Raw genomic sequence first — 15,693 nt, 5'->3', positions numbered from 1 at the left:
GGCGGGCGAGGTCACCCTGCGTGGGCGCGGGGGTGCTTGTAGAAGAAGGTGGTGGGGTGCAGGCGGCCGGCCGGGTCCGTGGCGTAGTCGGGGATCGTGCCGGCCTCGGTCCAACCGGCGGCGCGGTAGACGTGCTCGGCGGCGCTGCCGGTCTCGGTGTCCAGGAAGAGCAGCACCACGCCGGCGCGGGCGGCGGCCGCCTCGGCCTCGGCGAGCAGGGCCCGGGCCGTGCCGCGGCCGCGGGCCGCCGGGTGGACCATCAGCTTGCGCACCTCGGCCCGGTGGCGGCCGTTCGGCTTGGCCTCCCGGTACCAGCCGACGGTGCCGTCGATGCGGCCGTCGGTCCCGGTGCGGGAGACCCAGAGCGACAGGGAGCCCTCCTCGACGGCGGGCACCAGGGAGTCCCACCAGTCGGCGGCGCCCGCGTGGTCGAGGTCGTTGAGGAAGCCGAGCGAGGAGCCACCCTCGACCGTGGCCAGGAGGAGCGAGGCGAGTTCGGCGCGGTGCGTGCGCAGGTCCGCGGCGGTGAGCGCGGTGATGGTGGCCGTCATGCCGTGAGCATAGGGATCGCGCCGTGACACGCCGGAGCCGGGGCCGGGGCGGGCGGGGGCGCGGGTCCGCCCCGGCGGGGTCTGCCGTACGTCCGGCCGCCGGCACGCCCCGTTCGGCCGAGCCGGCGCACGGTGGACCGCGCCGGCCGCCCGCCACCGACCGCGGGCCGCCGGCCGCCAGCCGCCAGCCGGACGAGCTTCGGCGTCGGCCGGGAGCGCCGGTCCCGCCGGTCCCACCGGTCGGCGGGCCGGGACGCTCGGGCGGTACGGGCCCCGCGGCGCCGGGGGTCCCGGCCTCTGCCACCGCCGGGCGGGCTGCCCCGGGGTGCCCGCTTCGGAGGCGGCCCGCGGACGTGCCCTACGGCGCGGGGAGCTCCGCGAAGTCCGCGACCAGGCCGCGGTGGTGGCCGGCCGTGCCGAGGGCGAGGGAGTCGGCCTTGGCGCGCTTGAGGTAGAGGTGGGCCGGGTGTTCCCAGGTCATGCCGATGCCGCCGTGCAGCTGGACGCACTCCTCGGCGGCCCGGACCGCGACGCCCGAGCAGTAGGCCTGGGCGACGGCCACCGTCAGCGGCGCGTCGGGCGATCCGGTGGCCAGGGCGTCGGCGGCGGCCCGGGCCGCCGCGCGGGCCGAGGCCACGTCGAGCCAGAGCCGGGCGAGGCGGTGCTTGAGCGCCTGGAAGGAGCCGACGGGCCGGTTGAACTGGTGGCGTCCCCGGACGTATCGGACGGTCTCCGTCAGGCACCACTCGGCGATCCCGAGCTGTTCCGAAGCGAGCAGTCCGGCCCCCGACAACAGGGCCCCGGCCACGGCGGCGCGGGCCGTCGCCGCGTCGGCGAGCCGGGTGCCGGAGGCCGCGTCGAGGGTGACCCGGGCGAGCGGACGGGTGAGGTCCAGCGACACCAGGGGGGTCAGCCCGGCCGAGGCGGCCGGTACGGCGTACAGGCCGGTGTCGGCGAGTACGAGCAGGACGTCCGCGGCCACCGCGTCCGCGACCGAGGTGACCGTGCCGGTCAGCGCTCCCCCGCCGCCGTCCCGCACGGGGGCGGGCAGGGGCGCACCGGAGGCCAGGGTCAGCGGCAGGGCGGGCGCGCACACCTGCCGTCCGGCGGCCAGCTCCCGCAGCAGCGGCGCCACGTCGGGGGTGTCGCAGCCGAGCAGGATCTCGGTGGCGAGCACCGAGCTCGTCAGGTACGGCAGGGGCGCCGCGGCCCGGCCCAGCTCCTCCAGCACCACGGCGGCCTCGCGGTGGCCCGCGCCCTGGCCGCCGAGCTTCTCGGGGACGAGCAGCCCGGCCGCTCCGATCCCCGCGGCGAGGGTGTGCCACAGGGCCGGGTCGTGGGGGCGGCCGCTCTCGGCCCGGGCGAGGACGGCCGCGGCGTCGCAGCGGTCGGCAAGCAGGGACCGCACGGCCGCGCGCAGTTCCTCCTCGGTCTCGGAGTAGAGCAGGTCGAGGGGGGCGCTGGGGAGGGCGGAGTCGGTCATCGGGCCAGGTCCTTCCAGGCGAGGTCCTTGTCGTCGCGCGGTTCGGGGGGCAGGCCGAGGACGCGTTCGGCGACGATGTTGAGGAGGATTTCGCTGGTGCCGCCCTCGATGCTGTTGCCCTTGGCGCGCAGGTAGCGGTAGCCGGCGTCGCGGCCGGTGAAGTCGACGAGTTCGGGCCGGCTCATGGTCCAGTCCTCGTACAGCAGTCCCTCCTCACCGAGGAGTTCGACCTCCAGACCGCTGATCTCCTGGTTGAGGCGGGCGAAGGTGAGCTTCATCCCCGAGCCCTCGGGGCCGGGCTGTCCGGCGACGAGCTGCTGGCGCAGCCGTTCGCCGGTGAGGCGGGCCACCTCGGCCTCGACCCACAGCTCCAGCAGGCGCTGGTGGAGGGCGTGGGTGCGCAGGGCGGGGCGCTCGCGCCAGGCGGCGGCGACCGGGGCGATCATGCCGCCCTCGCGCGGGATGCGCATCCCGCCGATGGAGACCCGTTCGTTCATCAGGGTGGTGCGGGCGACCGCCCAGCCCTCGCCGACGGGGCCGAGGCGGTGGGCGTCGGGGATGCGGACCCCGGTGAGGAAGACTTCGTTGAACTCGGCCTCGCCGGTGATCTGGCGCAGCGGCCGGACCTCGACGCCGGGCGCGTGCATGTCGCAGAGGAAGTAGGTGATGCCCCGGTGCTTGGGCAGCGCCGGGTCGGTGCGGGCGATCAGGATGGCCCAGCGGGCGGTGTGGGCGCTGGAGGTCCACACCTTCTGGCCGTCGACGATCCAGTCGCCGGACGCCTCGTCGAGGACGGCGCGGGTGCCGAGTGCGGCGAGGTCGGAGCCCGCGCCCGGCTCGCTGAAGAGCTGGCACCAGACCTCCTCGCCCACCCACAGGGGGCGCAGGAAGCGGCGCTTCTGCTCCTGCGTGCCGTAGGCGAGGAGGGTGGGGGCGGCCATGCCCAGGCCGATGCCGATCCGCCGCGGGTCGTTGTCGGGAGCTCCGGCGGCCTCCAGTTCGGCGTCGACGACGCTCTGGAGGGAGCGGGGGGCGCCGAGTCCGCCCAGGCCCTCGGGGTAGTGCACCCAGGCCAGTCCGGCGTCGAAGCGGGCCCGCAGGAAGTCGGCTCGGGCGGTTTCCGTGACGGGGTGCGCGGCGAGCAGTTCCCGTACGCGGGTGCGCAGGTCCTCGGCGGTGGCGGTCATCGCGCTGCTCCGTCCAGGGCGGGTACGACGACCAGGCGGCCGGTGGTGGTGCCGTCGGCGACGCGCTGCACGGCGTCGGCTGCTCCGGCGAGCGGGACCCGTTCGCTGATCAGCGGTGCGATGGCGCCCGTGGCGGCGAGCCGGGTCAGTTCGGCGTGGCAGGCGCCGATGGCGGCGGGCTCCTTGGTGGCGTACAGCCCCCAGTGCAGGCCGAGGACGGAGTAGTTCTTCACCAGGGCGTGGTTGAGCGCCGGGGCGGGGACGGTGCCGCTGGCGAAGCCGACGACGACGATGCGGCCCTCGAAGGCCACGCACTTGGCGGAGGCGGTGTAGGCGTCGCCGCCGACCGGGTCGTAGACCACGTCGGCGCCGCGGCCGGCGGTGAACTCCTTGACGCGGGCGATGAGGTCCTCGGACGTACGGTCGATCACCAGGTCGCAGCCGAGTTCCTCGGCGGTGCGCGCCTTGGCCTTGCCGCCGACGACCCCGATGACGGTGGCTCCGGCGGCTTTGCCGAGCTGGACGGCGGCGCTGCCGACCCCGCCGGCGGCGGCGTGCACGAGGAGGGTCTCGCCGCTCTTCAGCCGGGCCCGGCGGTGGAGTCCGAACCAGCCCGTCTGGTAGCCGATGTGCAGGGCGGCGGCCTCGGCGTCGTCGAGGGAGTCCGGGGCGGGGAGCAGGGCGCGCGCGGGTGCGGTGACGTACTCGGCGAACCCTCCGTGCGGAAGGCTCGGGTTGGCGATGACGCGGCGGCCGTCCTCCGTCTCGGCGCAGACCTCGACGCCGGGGGTGAAGGGCAGGGGGGGACGGATCTGGTACTGCCCGCGGCAGAGCAGCGCGTCGGGGAAGTTGACGTTGGCGGCGAGCACCCGGAGTCTCACCTCGCCCTCGCCGGGCACCGGCTGCGGAACCTCTTCGAGGCGCATGGCCTCACGGGGCTCACCGGGGGTATGTACTCGCCATGCCTGCATCCGGGGCCTCCAGCCGCCGTCGAGGAACCACACTCCGGGCGCATACTAAGCGGTTGCTTGCCATCCTGTGAACCCGTACGGGGAGCGATACGGGGAGCGATACGGGGGGAGCGGTCCGCAGGGGCGCCGAACCCACCGGAATCGGGGCCGGACCGCGCCGCACCGTTGCCGCCGCCGCCGCCACGGCCCGCCGGCCGGCCGCACCTGCGGGTGCGTGGCCGACCCGGTCGGGGCCGCTTCGACCACTCCTGCGGCGCAGCCGGCTCCGTGATCCGGACGGGTGCGGGCACGGGCGGGCGGGAGTACGTCCCGCGGGGCCGATCCCGTCACGGGCATGGCCATCTGGGCGTGCGCGCGCTATCGATGCCCCATGACGGACGACGCCCTGAGGGACCACGCCCCGCGCGGGCTGCCCGCGCCACCGCCGCTCGGCGCCGCCGCGCTGCCCCCCGGCACGTACGCGGGCCGGGTGGTCCTCGTGACGGGCGGCGGCACCGGGCTGGGCAAGGCCATCGCCGCAGAGTTCGCCCGGCTCGGCGGCGATCTGGTGATCGCCGGCCGCCGCCCGGAGCAGCTCGCGGCGGCGTGCGAGGAGCTGGCCGCCGTCCCCGGCGCGGGGCGGGTGACGGCCGCGGTCTGCGACATCCGGGACCCCGGGCGGGTCGCGCAGGCCTTCGACGCGGCGCAGGCGGCGCACGGGCTGCCCGACGTGCTGGTCAACAACGCGGCGGCGAACTTCCCCTCCCCGGCCGAGGACCTGTCCCCGAACGCCTGGCGGGCGGTGGTCGACACCACGCTGACCGGCACCTGGTTCATGACCCGCGAGTTCGGCCGCCGCCACCTCGCCGCGGGGACGCCGGCATCCATCGTGAACATCGGCGCCTCGTACGCGTGGACGGGCGGGCCGGGCTTCGCGCACAGCGCCGCGGCCAAGGCCGGGGTGAAGAACCTGGTGGAGACGCTCGCCGTCGAATGGGGGCCGTACGGCATCCAGGTCAACGGGCTCGTTCCCGGGCTGTTCCCGCACGCCGACATGACCCGGGACATCCGGGACGGCATGGAGCGGGCCTCGCCCGGCGTCCAGGACGCCCGGCAGCCCGCCCTACGGGTCGGCGCGCCGCGCGAACTGGGTTGGGCCGCCACGTTCCTGGCCTCTCCCTACGCCCGGTTCGTGACCGGCCACACTCTGGTGGTGGACGGCGCGAACTGGCAGCGCCGGGCCCTGGTCAATCCCGAGGTGGTGTCCGTGCGGGAGCAGTTGGGGCGCGGCCCCTTCGGACGGTGACGACCGGGGAGACCGCCCGAAACGGGGGTGACGGGACGGCCCTCAGCCTCCCGTGAAGTGCGGGGGGCGGCGGGCGGCCTTCGCGCCGTACCCCTCGCGGCAGTCGTCGGAGGTGAGGGTGAGGGCCGCGGTCATCGCGACGCGGTCGAGGGCGGCCGGGAGCGCCGCGTCAGCGTAGCCGTCGACCGCGCGCTTGATCCCCTGGACGGCGAGCGGGGCGTTCGCCGCGATCTCGGCCGCCAGTGCGCGGGCGGTGGACTCCAGCTCGGGACCGGGGACCACCAGTTGCACGAGGTTCAGCCGCTGCGCCGTGGCGGCGTCGATCCGGCGGCCGGTCAGGGCCAGGTACTTGGCCCAGCCCGCGCCCGCCTCACGGGCTATGCGCAGGTCGCCTCCCGCGTCCACCGCGACGCCCAACCGGGCTTCCGGGAGGGCGAAGACGGCGTCCTCGGCCGCGACCCGGACGTCGGCCATCAGGGCCAGCTCGAAGCCGAAGCCGAGGCAGTGCCCCTGGACGGCCGCCACCACCGGCTGCGGGAGGCGCGCGAGGACGGCGAACCTCTCGTGGACCCAGCGGATGCCCTCGTAGTAGTTGCGGGTCCGCTCGGCGGCCGTGGCGCCGGTGATGGCGCCGCCGGGCGCGGTCACGTCGATGCCCGCGCAGAAGGCCCGGCCCTCGGCGCGCAGCAGGACCGCCCTGGCCTGCGGGTCGAAGCGGATCCGGTCCGCCAGCAGGCCCAGCTGGCGGGTGGACTCCCAACTCCAGCCGTTGAGCCGGTCGGGACGGCAGAGGGTGAGGACGGCGAGGCCGTCGGCGACCTCCAGCCGGACCCGCTCCTCACCCTCCGCGGTCTGGGTGGTGACGGTGTCGATCACCCTGCCTGCACCCCCGTAGATAACTGACGGACCGTCAGTTTAGGTGTCGCCGCTCAGCGGGGGAAGACCTCGAACGGGACCGCGGGACGGCCGTCGAAGCGGGCTGCCGCCTGCTGGACGTTGCCGGTGAGGAAGGCGCGGACGTATTCCTCGGGATCCTGGTCCGTCAGCACCTCGATGTACGCCCTGTGTTCCAGGAGGGACGAGATCGCACGCTCCAGCCCCGGGCCGGCGTCCGCCGCGTGCGTCGGCGTGGCGGAGCCGGACACGGCCACCCAGCGCACCCCGTCCCACGGCTCCAGGCCCTGTTCGCTGATGAGCTCGGGGAAGATCCACCGGTTCCCGGCGTCTCCCGCCGCGTCCAGGGTGGCCCGGCCCACCGCCTTGTGGTCGGGGGTGTTCCAGGCACCGCCGCCCTGCGCGCCGCCCCACGTGTCGCGGTGGTTGAGGGTGACGACCAGCTCGGGGCGGTGCCGTCGGATCGCAGCGGCGATGTCCCGGCGCAGGTCGAGGCCGTACTCGACCACTCCGTCGCGGTGGTCGAGGAACTCGACCCGGGACACGCCGACGACGGCCGCGCTGGCGCGCTGCTCCGCCTCGCGCAGGGGGGCGCAGTCGGCGGGGGCGATGGTGTCGATGCCCGCCTCGCCGCGCGTGGCGAGGAGGTAGACGACCTCCCGGCCCCCGTCGGTCCAGTCCGCGATCGCGGCCGCACAGCCGTACTCGAGGTCGTCCGGGTGGGCGACGACGGCGAGGGCGCGCCGCCAGTCGGTCGGCATGGGCTGCAGGGGCGCGGGGTGATCGGCTCGTTCGGTCATGCCAGGCACCCTAGCGCTGTGACCGGAAGGGTTTGCCGGGGCGCGGTGTCCGGTGCGGGGGTGCGGGGCCCGGATCGTGCCGGGGTGCGGGGGCGGTGGCCGGGGTCAGGCCTCGTCCCGGACGAGGGCCAGCAGGCGGTCCAGGACGCGGGGGCCTCCCGCGCGCAGGCCGTCGTGCTCGAACTCGTCCGTCACCCAGGTCCGCAGCCCCCGGATGGCGCGGGCCGTCTCCAGGGAGTGCGCGGTGTCGACGTACAGGTCGTCGTGGTAGACGGCGGCGGCCACCGGCACCTCGTTGGCGGCCAGCCGTGCCCGGTCGTACAGGGGCGTCCAGCCGGTACGGGCGGCCAGCAGTTCGGCGGTCTCGCGCAGCGGGGCCAGGGCCGGGTCGGTGGCGAAGTGCCAGGGGTGGACGTTCTCCGCGGTGAAGAGGAGGGGCTCCTGGCCCTCGAGGGTCTTCGCGGCGTCGAAGCGGGCGTGGCGGGCGCGCACCCGGTCGGCCGCCCATCCGGTGGGGGCGGCGGGGTCCTGGGCGTAGATCGACTCGTGGAGCAGCGCGTACAGGGGGTGCCCGGCGAAGGAGAGCAGCGCTTGGGCGGCCTCCAGGAAGGCGTCGGACAGCTCCGGTCCGGCGGCGGTCGGGACGAAGGCGTCCTCCAGCAGGTAGTGCAGCTGGTGGCTGCCGTCGCCGCTGCCGAGCAGGATGCCGAGGGACTGGAAGGCCTCGACGGTCAGCCGGTGCCCGCCCGGGAGCTCGGCCGGGCGGGACGCGAGGCGGGCGGCGATCCGGCGGGCGCGCTCGGCGTCCATGGGGTAGCGGGCGTAGTGCGCCAGGGTCTTGCGCTCCATGCGCGGGTACGCGCTCTCGTACACCTCGTCGGCGGTGGCGGTCAGGGACGGCAGGCCGCCGGTGATCAGGGCGGCCGAGAGGCCCTCGGGTGCGGCGCTGAGGTAGTGCGTCGCGCAGAAGCCGCCGAAGCTCTGGCCGAGGACCGTCCAGGGTGCACCGCCGGTCAGGCCGGGCCGGACGGCTTCCGCGTCGCGCACGATGGAGTCGGCCCGGAAGTGGGCCAGGTACTGCGCCTGTCGAGCCGGGGTGCCGCGCAGCGGCAGGGTCTGCCGGTTGGCGGGGGTGGACCGGCCCGTACCGCGCTGGTCGAGCAGGAGGACCCGGTACTCCGTCAGGGCCCGGTCCAGCCAGGCCTGCCGGCCGACGAACCGCCGGGCACCGAAGCCGGGGCCGCCCTCCAGGTACAGCAGCCACGGCAGCGCCGCCGGGTCCTTGCCGGCGGCGACGACCTCGCGGGCGTACAGCTCGATGTGCTCGCCGTCCGGGCGGGCGTGGTCGAGGGGGACGGTGAACCGGTGGTCGGTGAGGACCGTCCCGGGCTGGCGGTAGCTGTGCTCTGCGGTCACGGACGGCCCCTGGGGTACGAGGTGGGAGGGCCCGCGCCCCCGGCCGGATCGCGGCGGGGGACACGGGTACGGCGGTCGGGCCGAGCCTGGTACGGGCTCCGGGCGCGCCTGCGGTACGGGCTCCGGGCGCGGCTCCGGTACGGGCACTGCGCGCGGCTCCGGTACGGGGCTCCGGGCGGTACGGGGGCGGGCCGGGGCCCTCAGGGGAACTCGACCACCGAGCGGAGCACTTCGCCCCGCCCCATCCGGGCGAAGGCCTCCTCGACCCCGTCGAGGGGGATCGTCTCGGACACGAAGGCGTCCAGGTCCAGGCGGCCCTGCAGGTAGAGGTCGATGAGCAGCGGGAAGTCGCGCTCCGGCAGGCAGTCCCCGTACCAGGAGGACTTCAGGGCCCCGCCGCGGCCGAAGACGTCCAGGAGCGGCAGCTCCAGCTTCATCTCGGGGGTCGGGACGCCGACGAGGACCACGGTCCCGGCCAGGTCCCGGGCGTAGAAAGCCTGCCGGTAGGTCTCGGGCCGGCCCACGGCCTCGATGACCACGTCGGCGCCGTTCCCGTCGGTCAGCGCCTGGACGGCTTTGACCACGTCCTCGGTGCCGCCGTTGACGGTGTGCGTGGCGCCGAGACCCCGGGCCCACTCCAGCTTCCGGTCGTCGAGGTCCACCGCGATGATCTTCGAGGCGCCCGCGAGGCGGGCACCGGCCACCGCCGCGCTGCCGACTCCCCCGCAGCCGATCACGGCGACCGAGTCGCCGCGGCCGACGCCGCCGGTGTTCAGGGCGGCGCCGAGGCCGGCCATCACCCCGCAGCCCAGGAGTCCGGCGGCGGCGGGTGAGGCCGCCGGGTCCACCTTGGTGCACTGTCCGGCCGCGACGAGCGTCTTCTCGGCGAAGGCGCCGATGCCCAGGGCCGGGGAGAGCGGGGTGCCGTCCTCCAGGGTCATCGGCTGGGTGGCGTTGTGCGTGGCGAAGCAGTACCAGGGCCGCCCCCGCCGGCAGGCCCGGCAGTTTCCGCACACCGCACGCCAGTTGAGGACGACGAAGTCGCCGGGGGCCACGGACGTGACGTCCGCGCCGACCGATTCGACGATGCCCGCGGCCTCGTGGCCGAGCAGGAAGGGGAACTCGTCGTTGATCCCGCCCTCCCGGTAGTGCAGGTCCGTGTGGCAGACCCCGCAGGCCTGGACCCGGACCAGCGCCTCGCCGGGCCCCGGGTCGGGGACGAGGATCGTCGTCGTCTCCACCGGTGCGCCCTTGCTCCGGGCGATGACCCCTTGTACGCGATGCGTCACGTCCCACTCCACTCTCGTTCGGCTGCCGTCCGAACGTACACGGGCGCCGCGGCGCGCGGGAGTTGTGTCACCGCGCGGCGCGGGAACCGGCCGGCTCCGCGGGTACGGACTCCCGCGGGCGGTGAGGGGGGCGGCCGGGTCCGGGACCGGCGGGCGGGCCGGATGCCCCGGCAGCGGGGCGGCCGGGTGCACCGCCCCTCGGTAGAGCGGCCCGAAGGCCGCCGAGTGCCGGAAAGAGTCCACGATGGGCGATTCGCGGCCAACGCACGAGTCGCCCGAATGAGGCATAAGGAGCGGCGACTTGCCCGTATTGGGCACACGCCCTTCAAACCGTGATGTCAGTCACGCGTGGACCTCCAACATCATTTCCGCACGACGGCCCGATTCCCTTTCCCCGGAAAGGGAATCGGCAATTGCCCGGAGGCCTCTCCATGGTCATGTGGGGGGCGGAATGCGGGAAGTCGATCTCCAAGCGGAATTCACGTCTTGTTCCCGCCCGGCGCATTCGCCTACGGTCACCTCGTTCCCAGCGGCCGACTGCCGAATCCGGCCGCCGCCGGGGCTCTCCCGTCCCCCCACGTGAGGAATTCCGTCATGCCCGCTCAGGGAAAGCACCGCCGGCCCAAGCAGCACCCGATCACCCGCAAGCTGGCCCTCGCCGGCACGGGCGGAGCCGCTCTCGTACTCCCCTTGATCGGCGCGACGAGCGCCGGAGCCGCCGAGGCGGCCGCCCCCACCACCTATGCGGTGGTCGCGGGCGACACCCTTTCCAAGATCGCAGCAGACCACTCACTCGCCGGAGGCTGGGAACAGCTCTACGCGGCGAACAAGACCAGCGTCGGCGACAACCCGGCGGTGATCCGCCCCGGCCTCAAACTGAAGCTCGGTACGGCCGCGCGGAAGACGGCGGCCACCGCGGCCCCCGCGTCCTACGCGAACAATCTGGACGGCTGGATCCGCGAGTCGCTCGCCGTCATGGCGAAGCACGGAATTCCCGGGACCTACAACGGAATTCACCGCAACGTGATGCGGGAATCCTCGGGCAACCCGCGGGCGATCAACAACTGGGACTCCAACGCCGCGGCGGGAATCCCCTCCAAGGGCCTGCTCCAGGTCATCGACCCGACTTTCCGCGCCTACCACGTACCGGGTACCTCGCAGGACTCCTACGACCCGGTCGCCAACATCACCGCCGCCTGCAACTACGCGGCCGCGCGCTACGGCTCCATCGACAACGTCAACGGGCCGTACTAAACCCTCAGCGCGGTGCGCCGTTCGGCGCGGAGGTGGTGGGCCCCGGCCGTCAGGGAGTGGTCCGGTCCGGGAAGCTGAAGGTGTAGCCCTGCGCCCTGAGCCAGGGCAGGTACTCGCCGAGCGCGGCGACCGTCTCGCTGCGGTCGCCGCCGCCGTCGTGGAAGAGGACGGTGGGCTGCGGGGGGAGGGCGCCCTCCACCGCGGACACGATGGCCGGCAGGCCCGGACGGCTCCAGTCCTTCGGGTCCACGCTCCAACCCAGGGGCCGCATCCCGCTCGCGGCCGCTATCGCGCGGCTCTCGGGGGTGAAGGCGCCGCCCGGCGCCCGGTAGTAGTCGACGGTGACGCCGGGCGCGGCCTTCTCGATCATGCCCTTGGCGTCGAGGATCTGCTGCCGCTGGTAGGCGACGGGCTTGTGGTCCATGGTCACGTCGTGGTCGACGGAGTGGTCGCACAGGCGGTGTCCGGCGGCCGCGACCTTCCGGACCAGGTCCGGGTGGGCGCGCGCGCTGGTTCCGATCATGCAGAACGTGGCCTTGACGCCGTTCTCCTCCAGTACGCGCAGCACCTGCGGTGTCCACCGCGGGTCCGGGCCGTCGTCGATGGTGATCGCGACGTCGCGCCCGGTGCCCTGCGCGAGCCGGGAGATGCCGAGCGGGATCTTGGCCCCCGGCGCGGGGGCGACGGCAGGACCCTGGCCCACGGCCTGCCCCGCGGCCTGGCCCGTGGTCCGGCCGGCGGTCTCCCCCACGACCCGGTCCGTGGTCCGGCCGGCGGTCTCCCCCGCGACCCGGTCCGTAGTCCGGCCGGCGGTCTGCCCCGCGGCCTGGCCCGCGGGGCCGTCGGCCGCCGCGAGGGCCGGGGCCCCCGTCGCGGCGAGGAGGCCCACGACGGCCGCCGCCACCGCGGCACCCGACCGCCGTCGGGTCCCGGAACTGCTGATGCTGCCCATGGATGCGTTCTTCCCTTGCGCTCGGCCGGAGGTCTCGTACTGCCGGTCCAGGCTAGGGAGCGCGCGGCGGGTTCCTCTTCCTCCATTCGGCCGATACCCGATCTGCGGTCGGTGTGGGGGGCTTTGTCCTGGTTGATCACGGCAGACTGTTTTCACGCAAGCCGACTCAGGAAAAACTTTTCACGTATTGCTTGACGGGTGTGCCGTCGAGGAGCGATGCTCATGCAGCGCAGCCACGCAGGCCGCGTCACCGGGGAGGGTTACCGGTCATTCGAGTCGAGAACGTCTCAGGGAGCGGAAAGTGAACATTCTCGCCACGCAGCGAACGGCCGCCACGGTCCAGCAGCACTCGGCGGAGGCCTCGGTGCCGCAGCAGCTGCCGCGCATCGACAACGCCCGCGAGGTTGCCCCGGGTGACGCCCGCGCCCTGTCGAAGGTCTTCTTCGAGAGGCTCCGCACCCTGGAGGAAGGCACTCCGGAGCGGCAGTACGTGCGCAACACGCTGATCGAGATGAACCTCTCCCTGGTCCAGTTCGCGGCGCGCCGGTTCCGCAACCGCACCGACGGCACCGAGATCGAGGACCTCATCCAGGTCGGCACGATCGGGCTCATCAAGGCCATCGACCGCTTCGACCCGGCCCTGGGCAACGAGTTCACCACCCTCGCCCTCCCCTACATCACCGGGGAGATCAAACGTCACTTCCGCGACGCCACCTGGGCCGTCCACGTCCCGCGGCGCCTCCAGGAGCTGCGCATCCAGCTCGCCCGCGGCAAGGAGGAGCTCAGCGCCGACCTCGACCGGGCCCCGACGGTCAAGGAGCTGGCGGCCCACCTGGAGCTGACCGAGGACGAGGTCATAGAAGGGCTGGTCGCCGCCAACGGCCACTCCAGCCAGTCCCTCGACAACGAGCAGGACGAGACCTCCGACAACGCCCCGCGCGCCCTGGCCGACACGCTCGGCGACGAGGACCCGGCCATGGGCCTCTTCGAGGACCTGCACAGCCTCGCGCCGCTGCTGGAGCAGCTCGAAGGACGCGAGAAGCTGATCATCCAGATGCGCTTCGGCCAGGAGATGACGCAGGCACAGATCGGCGAGCGGCTCGGCGTCTCCCAGATGCAGGTCTCCCGGCTCCTCACCCGCATCCTGTCCCGGCTGCGCGAGGGCATGCTCGCCACCTGACCGTCCCGGGGGCCGCCCTTCCGGGCCCGGCCCCACCGTAGATGTGCGGGGTGCGGCATCCGCTCGGGCGCCGCCCCAGAACGGGGTGAGAGACATGGAGAAGCTGAGCGACCACGAGGGCTGTACCGCCCACGCGCCGGGGTGCGCCTGCCCGCCGCTGCGCGCGGCGCAGGCGCGGGACGCCGCGTGCGAGTTCCTGGCGGAGTTGAACCCTCCCCCGCCGGAGACGACCGTGCAGAACGTCCTGCTGCTCGTCTCCGAGCTCGTGACGAACGCACTGCGGCACGCCGGCGCCGTCACGGCGCTGAGGCTGCGCGCCGACCGCCACCAGATCCAGGTGACCGTCGAGGACCCCAGCCCGGCCCACCCGCAGGACCGTACGCCCGACCTCAGCGGCCTGACCGGCGGCTTCGGCTGGCCGATGATCCAGCGCCTCGCCCACAGCGTCAGCATCGTCCAGCCCCGCCCCGGCATGGGCAAGGCCATCGTCGCCGCCCTTCCCCGCTGATCAGCCCGCCGACCTCCCCGGTCGGCGGGGCGTCGACGCTTCGTCGCCGCCCTGCGGACAACTCCCTTGGCAACGCGCCGTGTTGAGGCGCGCGGCGCATGCTCCCGCTTGCTTGCGCCTCCACGGTGTGGACGGGGTGAAGAAGCGGGGCGCAGTCACCTGCTTCCTGTCCCCGATCCACGTGACGGGCGGATCGGAACCGGTCTGATTGGCCGGCCGGAAGCGGGGTATCCGACGCTCTGTCAAGAGGATCCGAACTCAGGAGGACCGATGTCCGGAGTGCTCGCGAAGGTGAAGCAGTTCAGCCGCAGCAGGCAGGGACAGAAGGTCCTGGCCTCCGTACGGCGCGCGGCGTCGGACCCGCGCAAGCAGGCGCAGGCGCGCTCGCTCCTCGGACGTCTGCGCGGCCGGCGCTGAGCCGTCGGACCACAGGCGCGAGGAAACGACCAGGAAAAGGCGTAAGGAATCCCCATGCCCCAGCACGAACTGCGAACCTCCCTCACGGCCCTGCGCGCGCAGGCCGCGGATCCCGCCCTGCCCCCGCAGGACCGTGAGCATCTGGAAGCGCTGCTGGGCAGGCTCGAAGCCGCGGCGGCCCGGGAGGACCACTGCGGTGAGCCCGGCTTGTTGGAGGGGCTGAACCTGTCGCTCGCCCGCTTCGAGGTCGAGCACCCGCGCATCGGGGCGACGCTGAACAGCATCGCGCAGAGCCTGACCTCGATGGGCGTGTAGGCATGGGCGGGTAGGCGCGCGGTACGGCAGGTACGACGGGAGGGGCCCGGGTCATCGAGACCCGGGCCCCTCCCGTCGTACGTTCCCCGTCGTCGGACCCCGTCATACGGCGCCCCGGGAGGGCGGCCCCGGCGGGGCGAGCCCGCTGCGGGCCCCCGTCAGGCGGTGTCTTCAGGGTGGGCCCCGGGGCCCGCCGCGTAGGGGGCCAGGGGGGTCGGAGACAGGACCGTCGTCTCCTCTCCCGGTTCGAGGAGGGTGTCGGCGGCGCCCACGACGAGGGTGTCCGGGAGGCCGACCGCTTCGGGGTCCTTGTTGTCGTAGTCCAGGCGCCACAGCAGGTGCCGCATGGCCTCCAGCCGGGCCCGGCGCTTGTCGTTGCTCTTGACCACGGTCCAGGGGGCGTGGTCGGTGTCGGTCGCGCGGAACATCGCGACCTTGGCCGCCGTGTAGTCGTCCCACAGGCCGAGGGAGGCCACGTCGGTGGGCGACAGCTTCCACTGCCGCACCGGATCGACCCGGCGGATGGCGAAACGGGTGCGCTGCTCCGCCTGGGAGACCGAGAACCAGAACTTGACCAGGTGGATCCCGTCCTCGACGAGCATGGACTCGAAGGAGGGGCACTGGTGCAGGAAGAGGCGGTACTGCTCCTCTGTGCAGAAGCCCATGACCTTCTCGACGCCGGCGCGGTTGTACCAGGACCGGTCGAAGAAGACGATCTCGCCCGCGGAGGGCAGGTGGTCGACGTAGCGCTGGAAGTACCACTGGCCCGCTTCGCGCTCCGTGGGTTTGTCCAGGGCCACCACGCGGGCTCCGCGGGGGTTGAGGCGTTCGGTGAAGCGCTTGATGGTCCCGCCCTTGCCCGCGGCGTCCCGTCCCTCGCACACCACCACCACGCGGGCCCCGGTCTCCTTCGCCCAGCGCTGGAGCTTGAGCATCTCTATCTGGAGGATCCGCTTGGCCCGTTCGTACTCGTCGCGGCGGAGCTTGCGGTCGTACGGGTGGTTCTCGCGCCAGGTCCGGATCGGCAGCCCGGCGCCGTCGAGCAGCACCGGCTGCTCGGGACGGGTCTCATCGACCCTGAGCCCGTCCAGGAGCTGCTCGTGCTGCTGCGCGTCCGCCTGGTCAGGCATCCGTGAACCCTCCTCCACAAGGGACCGGCAGGCTGGTTCCCGCCGCCCCGACGGGCGCCTA

General features: G+C 74.0%; 16 protein-coding genes. 6 read left to right on the top strand and 10 right to left on the bottom strand.

Annotated features, from left to right (window positions below):
* Positions 1–11: 11 nt before the first annotated feature.
* The 4 genes from ACFWU6_RS02515 to ACFWU6_RS02500 form a co-directional block, all read right to left on the bottom strand.
* Positions 12–551, bottom strand: coding sequence for a GNAT family N-acetyltransferase (locus ACFWU6_RS02515; protein WP_383807828.1), 540 nt, complete (start codon positions 549–551; stop codon positions 12–14).
* 358 nt (positions 552–909) lie between these two features.
* The gene (locus ACFWU6_RS02510; RefSeq protein WP_383807825.1) at positions 910–2,034 is read right to left on the bottom strand and encodes an acyl-CoA dehydrogenase family protein; all 1,125 of its coding nucleotides are present in this window, start codon (positions 2,032–2,034) and stop codon (positions 910–912) included.
* Entirely contained in the window at positions 2,031–3,221 is a 1,191-nt protein-coding gene (locus ACFWU6_RS02505) for an acyl-CoA dehydrogenase family protein (protein WP_383807822.1), read from the bottom strand. Before ACFWU6_RS02505 ends, ACFWU6_RS02510 begins: the two co-directional genes overlap by 4 nt.
* The gene (locus ACFWU6_RS02500) at positions 3,218–4,192 is read right to left on the bottom strand and encodes an NADPH:quinone oxidoreductase family protein (protein WP_383978039.1); all 975 of its coding nucleotides are present in this window, start codon (positions 4,190–4,192) and stop codon (positions 3,218–3,220) included. The genes ACFWU6_RS02505 and ACFWU6_RS02500 overlap by 4 nt, the downstream gene beginning before the upstream one ends.
* 370 nt (positions 4,193–4,562) lie before the next feature.
* Between ACFWU6_RS02500 and ACFWU6_RS02495 the strand changes: the two genes are divergently transcribed.
* Positions 4,563–5,477, top strand: coding sequence for an SDR family oxidoreductase (locus ACFWU6_RS02495; RefSeq protein WP_383807816.1), 915 nt, complete (start codon positions 4,563–4,565; stop codon positions 5,475–5,477).
* 42 nt (positions 5,478–5,519) lie between these two features.
* Here ACFWU6_RS02495 and ACFWU6_RS02490 read toward each other — a convergent pair whose 3' ends face one another.
* From ACFWU6_RS02490 to ACFWU6_RS02475, 4 genes are all read right to left on the bottom strand, one after another.
* The gene (locus ACFWU6_RS02490; RefSeq protein WP_383977797.1) at positions 5,520–6,353 is read right to left on the bottom strand and encodes an enoyl-CoA hydratase/isomerase family protein; all 834 of its coding nucleotides are present in this window, start codon (positions 6,351–6,353) and stop codon (positions 5,520–5,522) included.
* A gap of 53 nt (positions 6,354–6,406) precedes the next feature.
* Positions 6,407–7,171 carry a PIG-L deacetylase family protein gene (locus tag ACFWU6_RS02485; protein ID WP_383807810.1) on the bottom strand — a complete coding sequence of 255 codons (765 nt, stop codon included), beginning with the start codon at positions 7,169–7,171 and terminating at the stop codon, positions 6,407–6,409.
* A 105-nt stretch (positions 7,172–7,276) separates the two neighbouring features.
* Positions 7,277–8,587, bottom strand: a complete 1,311-nt coding sequence (locus ACFWU6_RS02480; protein WP_383977795.1) for an alpha/beta fold hydrolase — start codon at positions 8,585–8,587, stop codon at positions 7,277–7,279.
* 200 nt (positions 8,588–8,787) lie between these two features.
* A complete protein-coding gene (locus ACFWU6_RS02475) occupies positions 8,788–9,876 on the bottom strand; it encodes an S-(hydroxymethyl)mycothiol dehydrogenase (RefSeq protein ID WP_383807804.1) in 1,089 nt (362 codons plus the stop codon).
* 594 nt (positions 9,877–10,470) lie between these two features.
* Between ACFWU6_RS02475 and ACFWU6_RS02470 the strand changes: the two genes are divergently transcribed.
* The gene (locus ACFWU6_RS02470; protein WP_383807801.1) at positions 10,471–11,130 is read left to right on the top strand and encodes a transglycosylase SLT domain-containing protein; all 660 of its coding nucleotides are present in this window, start codon (positions 10,471–10,473) and stop codon (positions 11,128–11,130) included.
* A 49-nt stretch (positions 11,131–11,179) separates the two neighbouring features.
* Here ACFWU6_RS02470 and ACFWU6_RS02465 read toward each other — a convergent pair whose 3' ends face one another.
* Positions 11,180–12,082: a polysaccharide deacetylase family protein gene (locus tag ACFWU6_RS02465; protein ID WP_383977792.1), complete on the bottom strand. Its 903-nt coding sequence runs from the start codon at positions 12,080–12,082 to the stop codon at positions 11,180–11,182.
* Positions 12,083–12,383: 301 nt separating this feature from the next.
* Here ACFWU6_RS02465 and ACFWU6_RS02460 point away from each other — a divergent pair, with 301 nt between their 5' ends.
* The 4 genes from ACFWU6_RS02460 (at position 12,384) to ACFWU6_RS02445 (ending at position 14,502) form a co-directional block, all read left to right on the top strand.
* Entirely contained in the window at positions 12,384–13,262 is an 879-nt protein-coding gene (locus ACFWU6_RS02460) for a SigB/SigF/SigG family RNA polymerase sigma factor (RefSeq protein WP_383807795.1), read from the top strand.
* A gap of 94 nt (positions 13,263–13,356) precedes the next feature.
* Positions 13,357–13,770, top strand: coding sequence for an ATP-binding protein (locus ACFWU6_RS02455; protein WP_383977789.1), 414 nt, complete (start codon positions 13,357–13,359; stop codon positions 13,768–13,770).
* Between the two features lie 270 nt (positions 13,771–14,040).
* Positions 14,041–14,187, top strand: a complete 147-nt coding sequence (locus ACFWU6_RS02450) for a hypothetical protein (protein ID WP_383807789.1) — start codon at positions 14,041–14,043, stop codon at positions 14,185–14,187.
* A 54-nt stretch (positions 14,188–14,241) separates the two neighbouring features.
* A complete protein-coding gene (locus ACFWU6_RS02445; protein ID WP_383807787.1) occupies positions 14,242–14,502 on the top strand; it encodes a DUF4404 family protein in 261 nt (86 codons plus the stop codon).
* 158 nt (positions 14,503–14,660) lie between these two features.
* Here ACFWU6_RS02445 and ppk2 read toward each other — a convergent pair whose 3' ends face one another.
* On the bottom strand, positions 14,661–15,632 hold the full coding sequence (ppk2, locus tag ACFWU6_RS02440; protein WP_383813250.1) for a polyphosphate kinase 2: 972 nt from the start codon (positions 15,630–15,632) through the stop codon (positions 14,661–14,663).
* Between the last annotated feature and the right edge of the window lie 61 nt (positions 15,633–15,693).

The organism is Streptomyces sp. NPDC058674 (assembly GCF_042716505.1).
Classification (GTDB): domain Bacteria; phylum Actinomycetota; class Actinomycetes; order Streptomycetales; family Streptomycetaceae; genus Streptomyces.
Note: the sequence above shows the minus strand (reverse complement) of the source record. Positions and strands in the feature narration are given on the sequence as shown.

What these genes read in the sequence shown, in the direction of transcription:
- ACFWU6_RS02450 (WP_383807789.1), top strand. Translation starts at nt 14,041, where the DNA reads ATGTCCGGAGTGCTCGCGAAGGTGAAGCAGTTCAGCCGCAGCAGGCAG.
- ppk2 (WP_383813250.1), bottom strand. Translation starts at nt 15,632, where the DNA reads ATGCCTGACCAGGCGGACGCGCAGCAGCACGAGCAGCTCCTGGACGGG.
- ACFWU6_RS02505 (WP_383807822.1), bottom strand. Translation starts at nt 3,221, where the DNA reads ATGACCGCCACCGCCGAGGACCTGCGCACCCGCGTACGGGAACTGCTC.
- ACFWU6_RS02470 (WP_383807801.1), top strand. Translation starts at nt 10,471, where the DNA reads ATGCCCGCTCAGGGAAAGCACCGCCGGCCCAAGCAGCACCCGATCACC.
- ACFWU6_RS02500 (WP_383978039.1), bottom strand. Translation starts at nt 4,192, where the DNA reads ATGCAGGCATGGCGAGTACATACCCCCGGTGAGCCCCGTGAGGCCATG.
- ACFWU6_RS02515 (WP_383807828.1), bottom strand. Translation starts at nt 551, where the DNA reads ATGACGGCCACCATCACCGCGCTCACCGCCGCGGACCTGCGCACGCAC.
- ACFWU6_RS02510 (WP_383807825.1), bottom strand. Translation starts at nt 2,034, where the DNA reads ATGACCGACTCCGCCCTCCCCAGCGCCCCCCTCGACCTGCTCTACTCC.
- ACFWU6_RS02465 (WP_383977792.1), bottom strand. Translation starts at nt 12,082, where the DNA reads ATGGGCAGCATCAGCAGTTCCGGGACCCGACGGCGGTCGGGTGCCGCG.
- ACFWU6_RS02495 (WP_383807816.1), top strand. Translation starts at nt 4,563, where the DNA reads ATGACGGACGACGCCCTGAGGGACCACGCCCCGCGCGGGCTGCCCGCG.
- ACFWU6_RS02445 (WP_383807787.1), top strand. Translation starts at nt 14,242, where the DNA reads ATGCCCCAGCACGAACTGCGAACCTCCCTCACGGCCCTGCGCGCGCAG.
- ACFWU6_RS02485 (WP_383807810.1), bottom strand. Translation starts at nt 7,171, where the DNA reads ATGACCGAACGAGCCGATCACCCCGCGCCCCTGCAGCCCATGCCGACC.
- ACFWU6_RS02455 (WP_383977789.1), top strand. Translation starts at nt 13,357, where the DNA reads ATGGAGAAGCTGAGCGACCACGAGGGCTGTACCGCCCACGCGCCGGGG.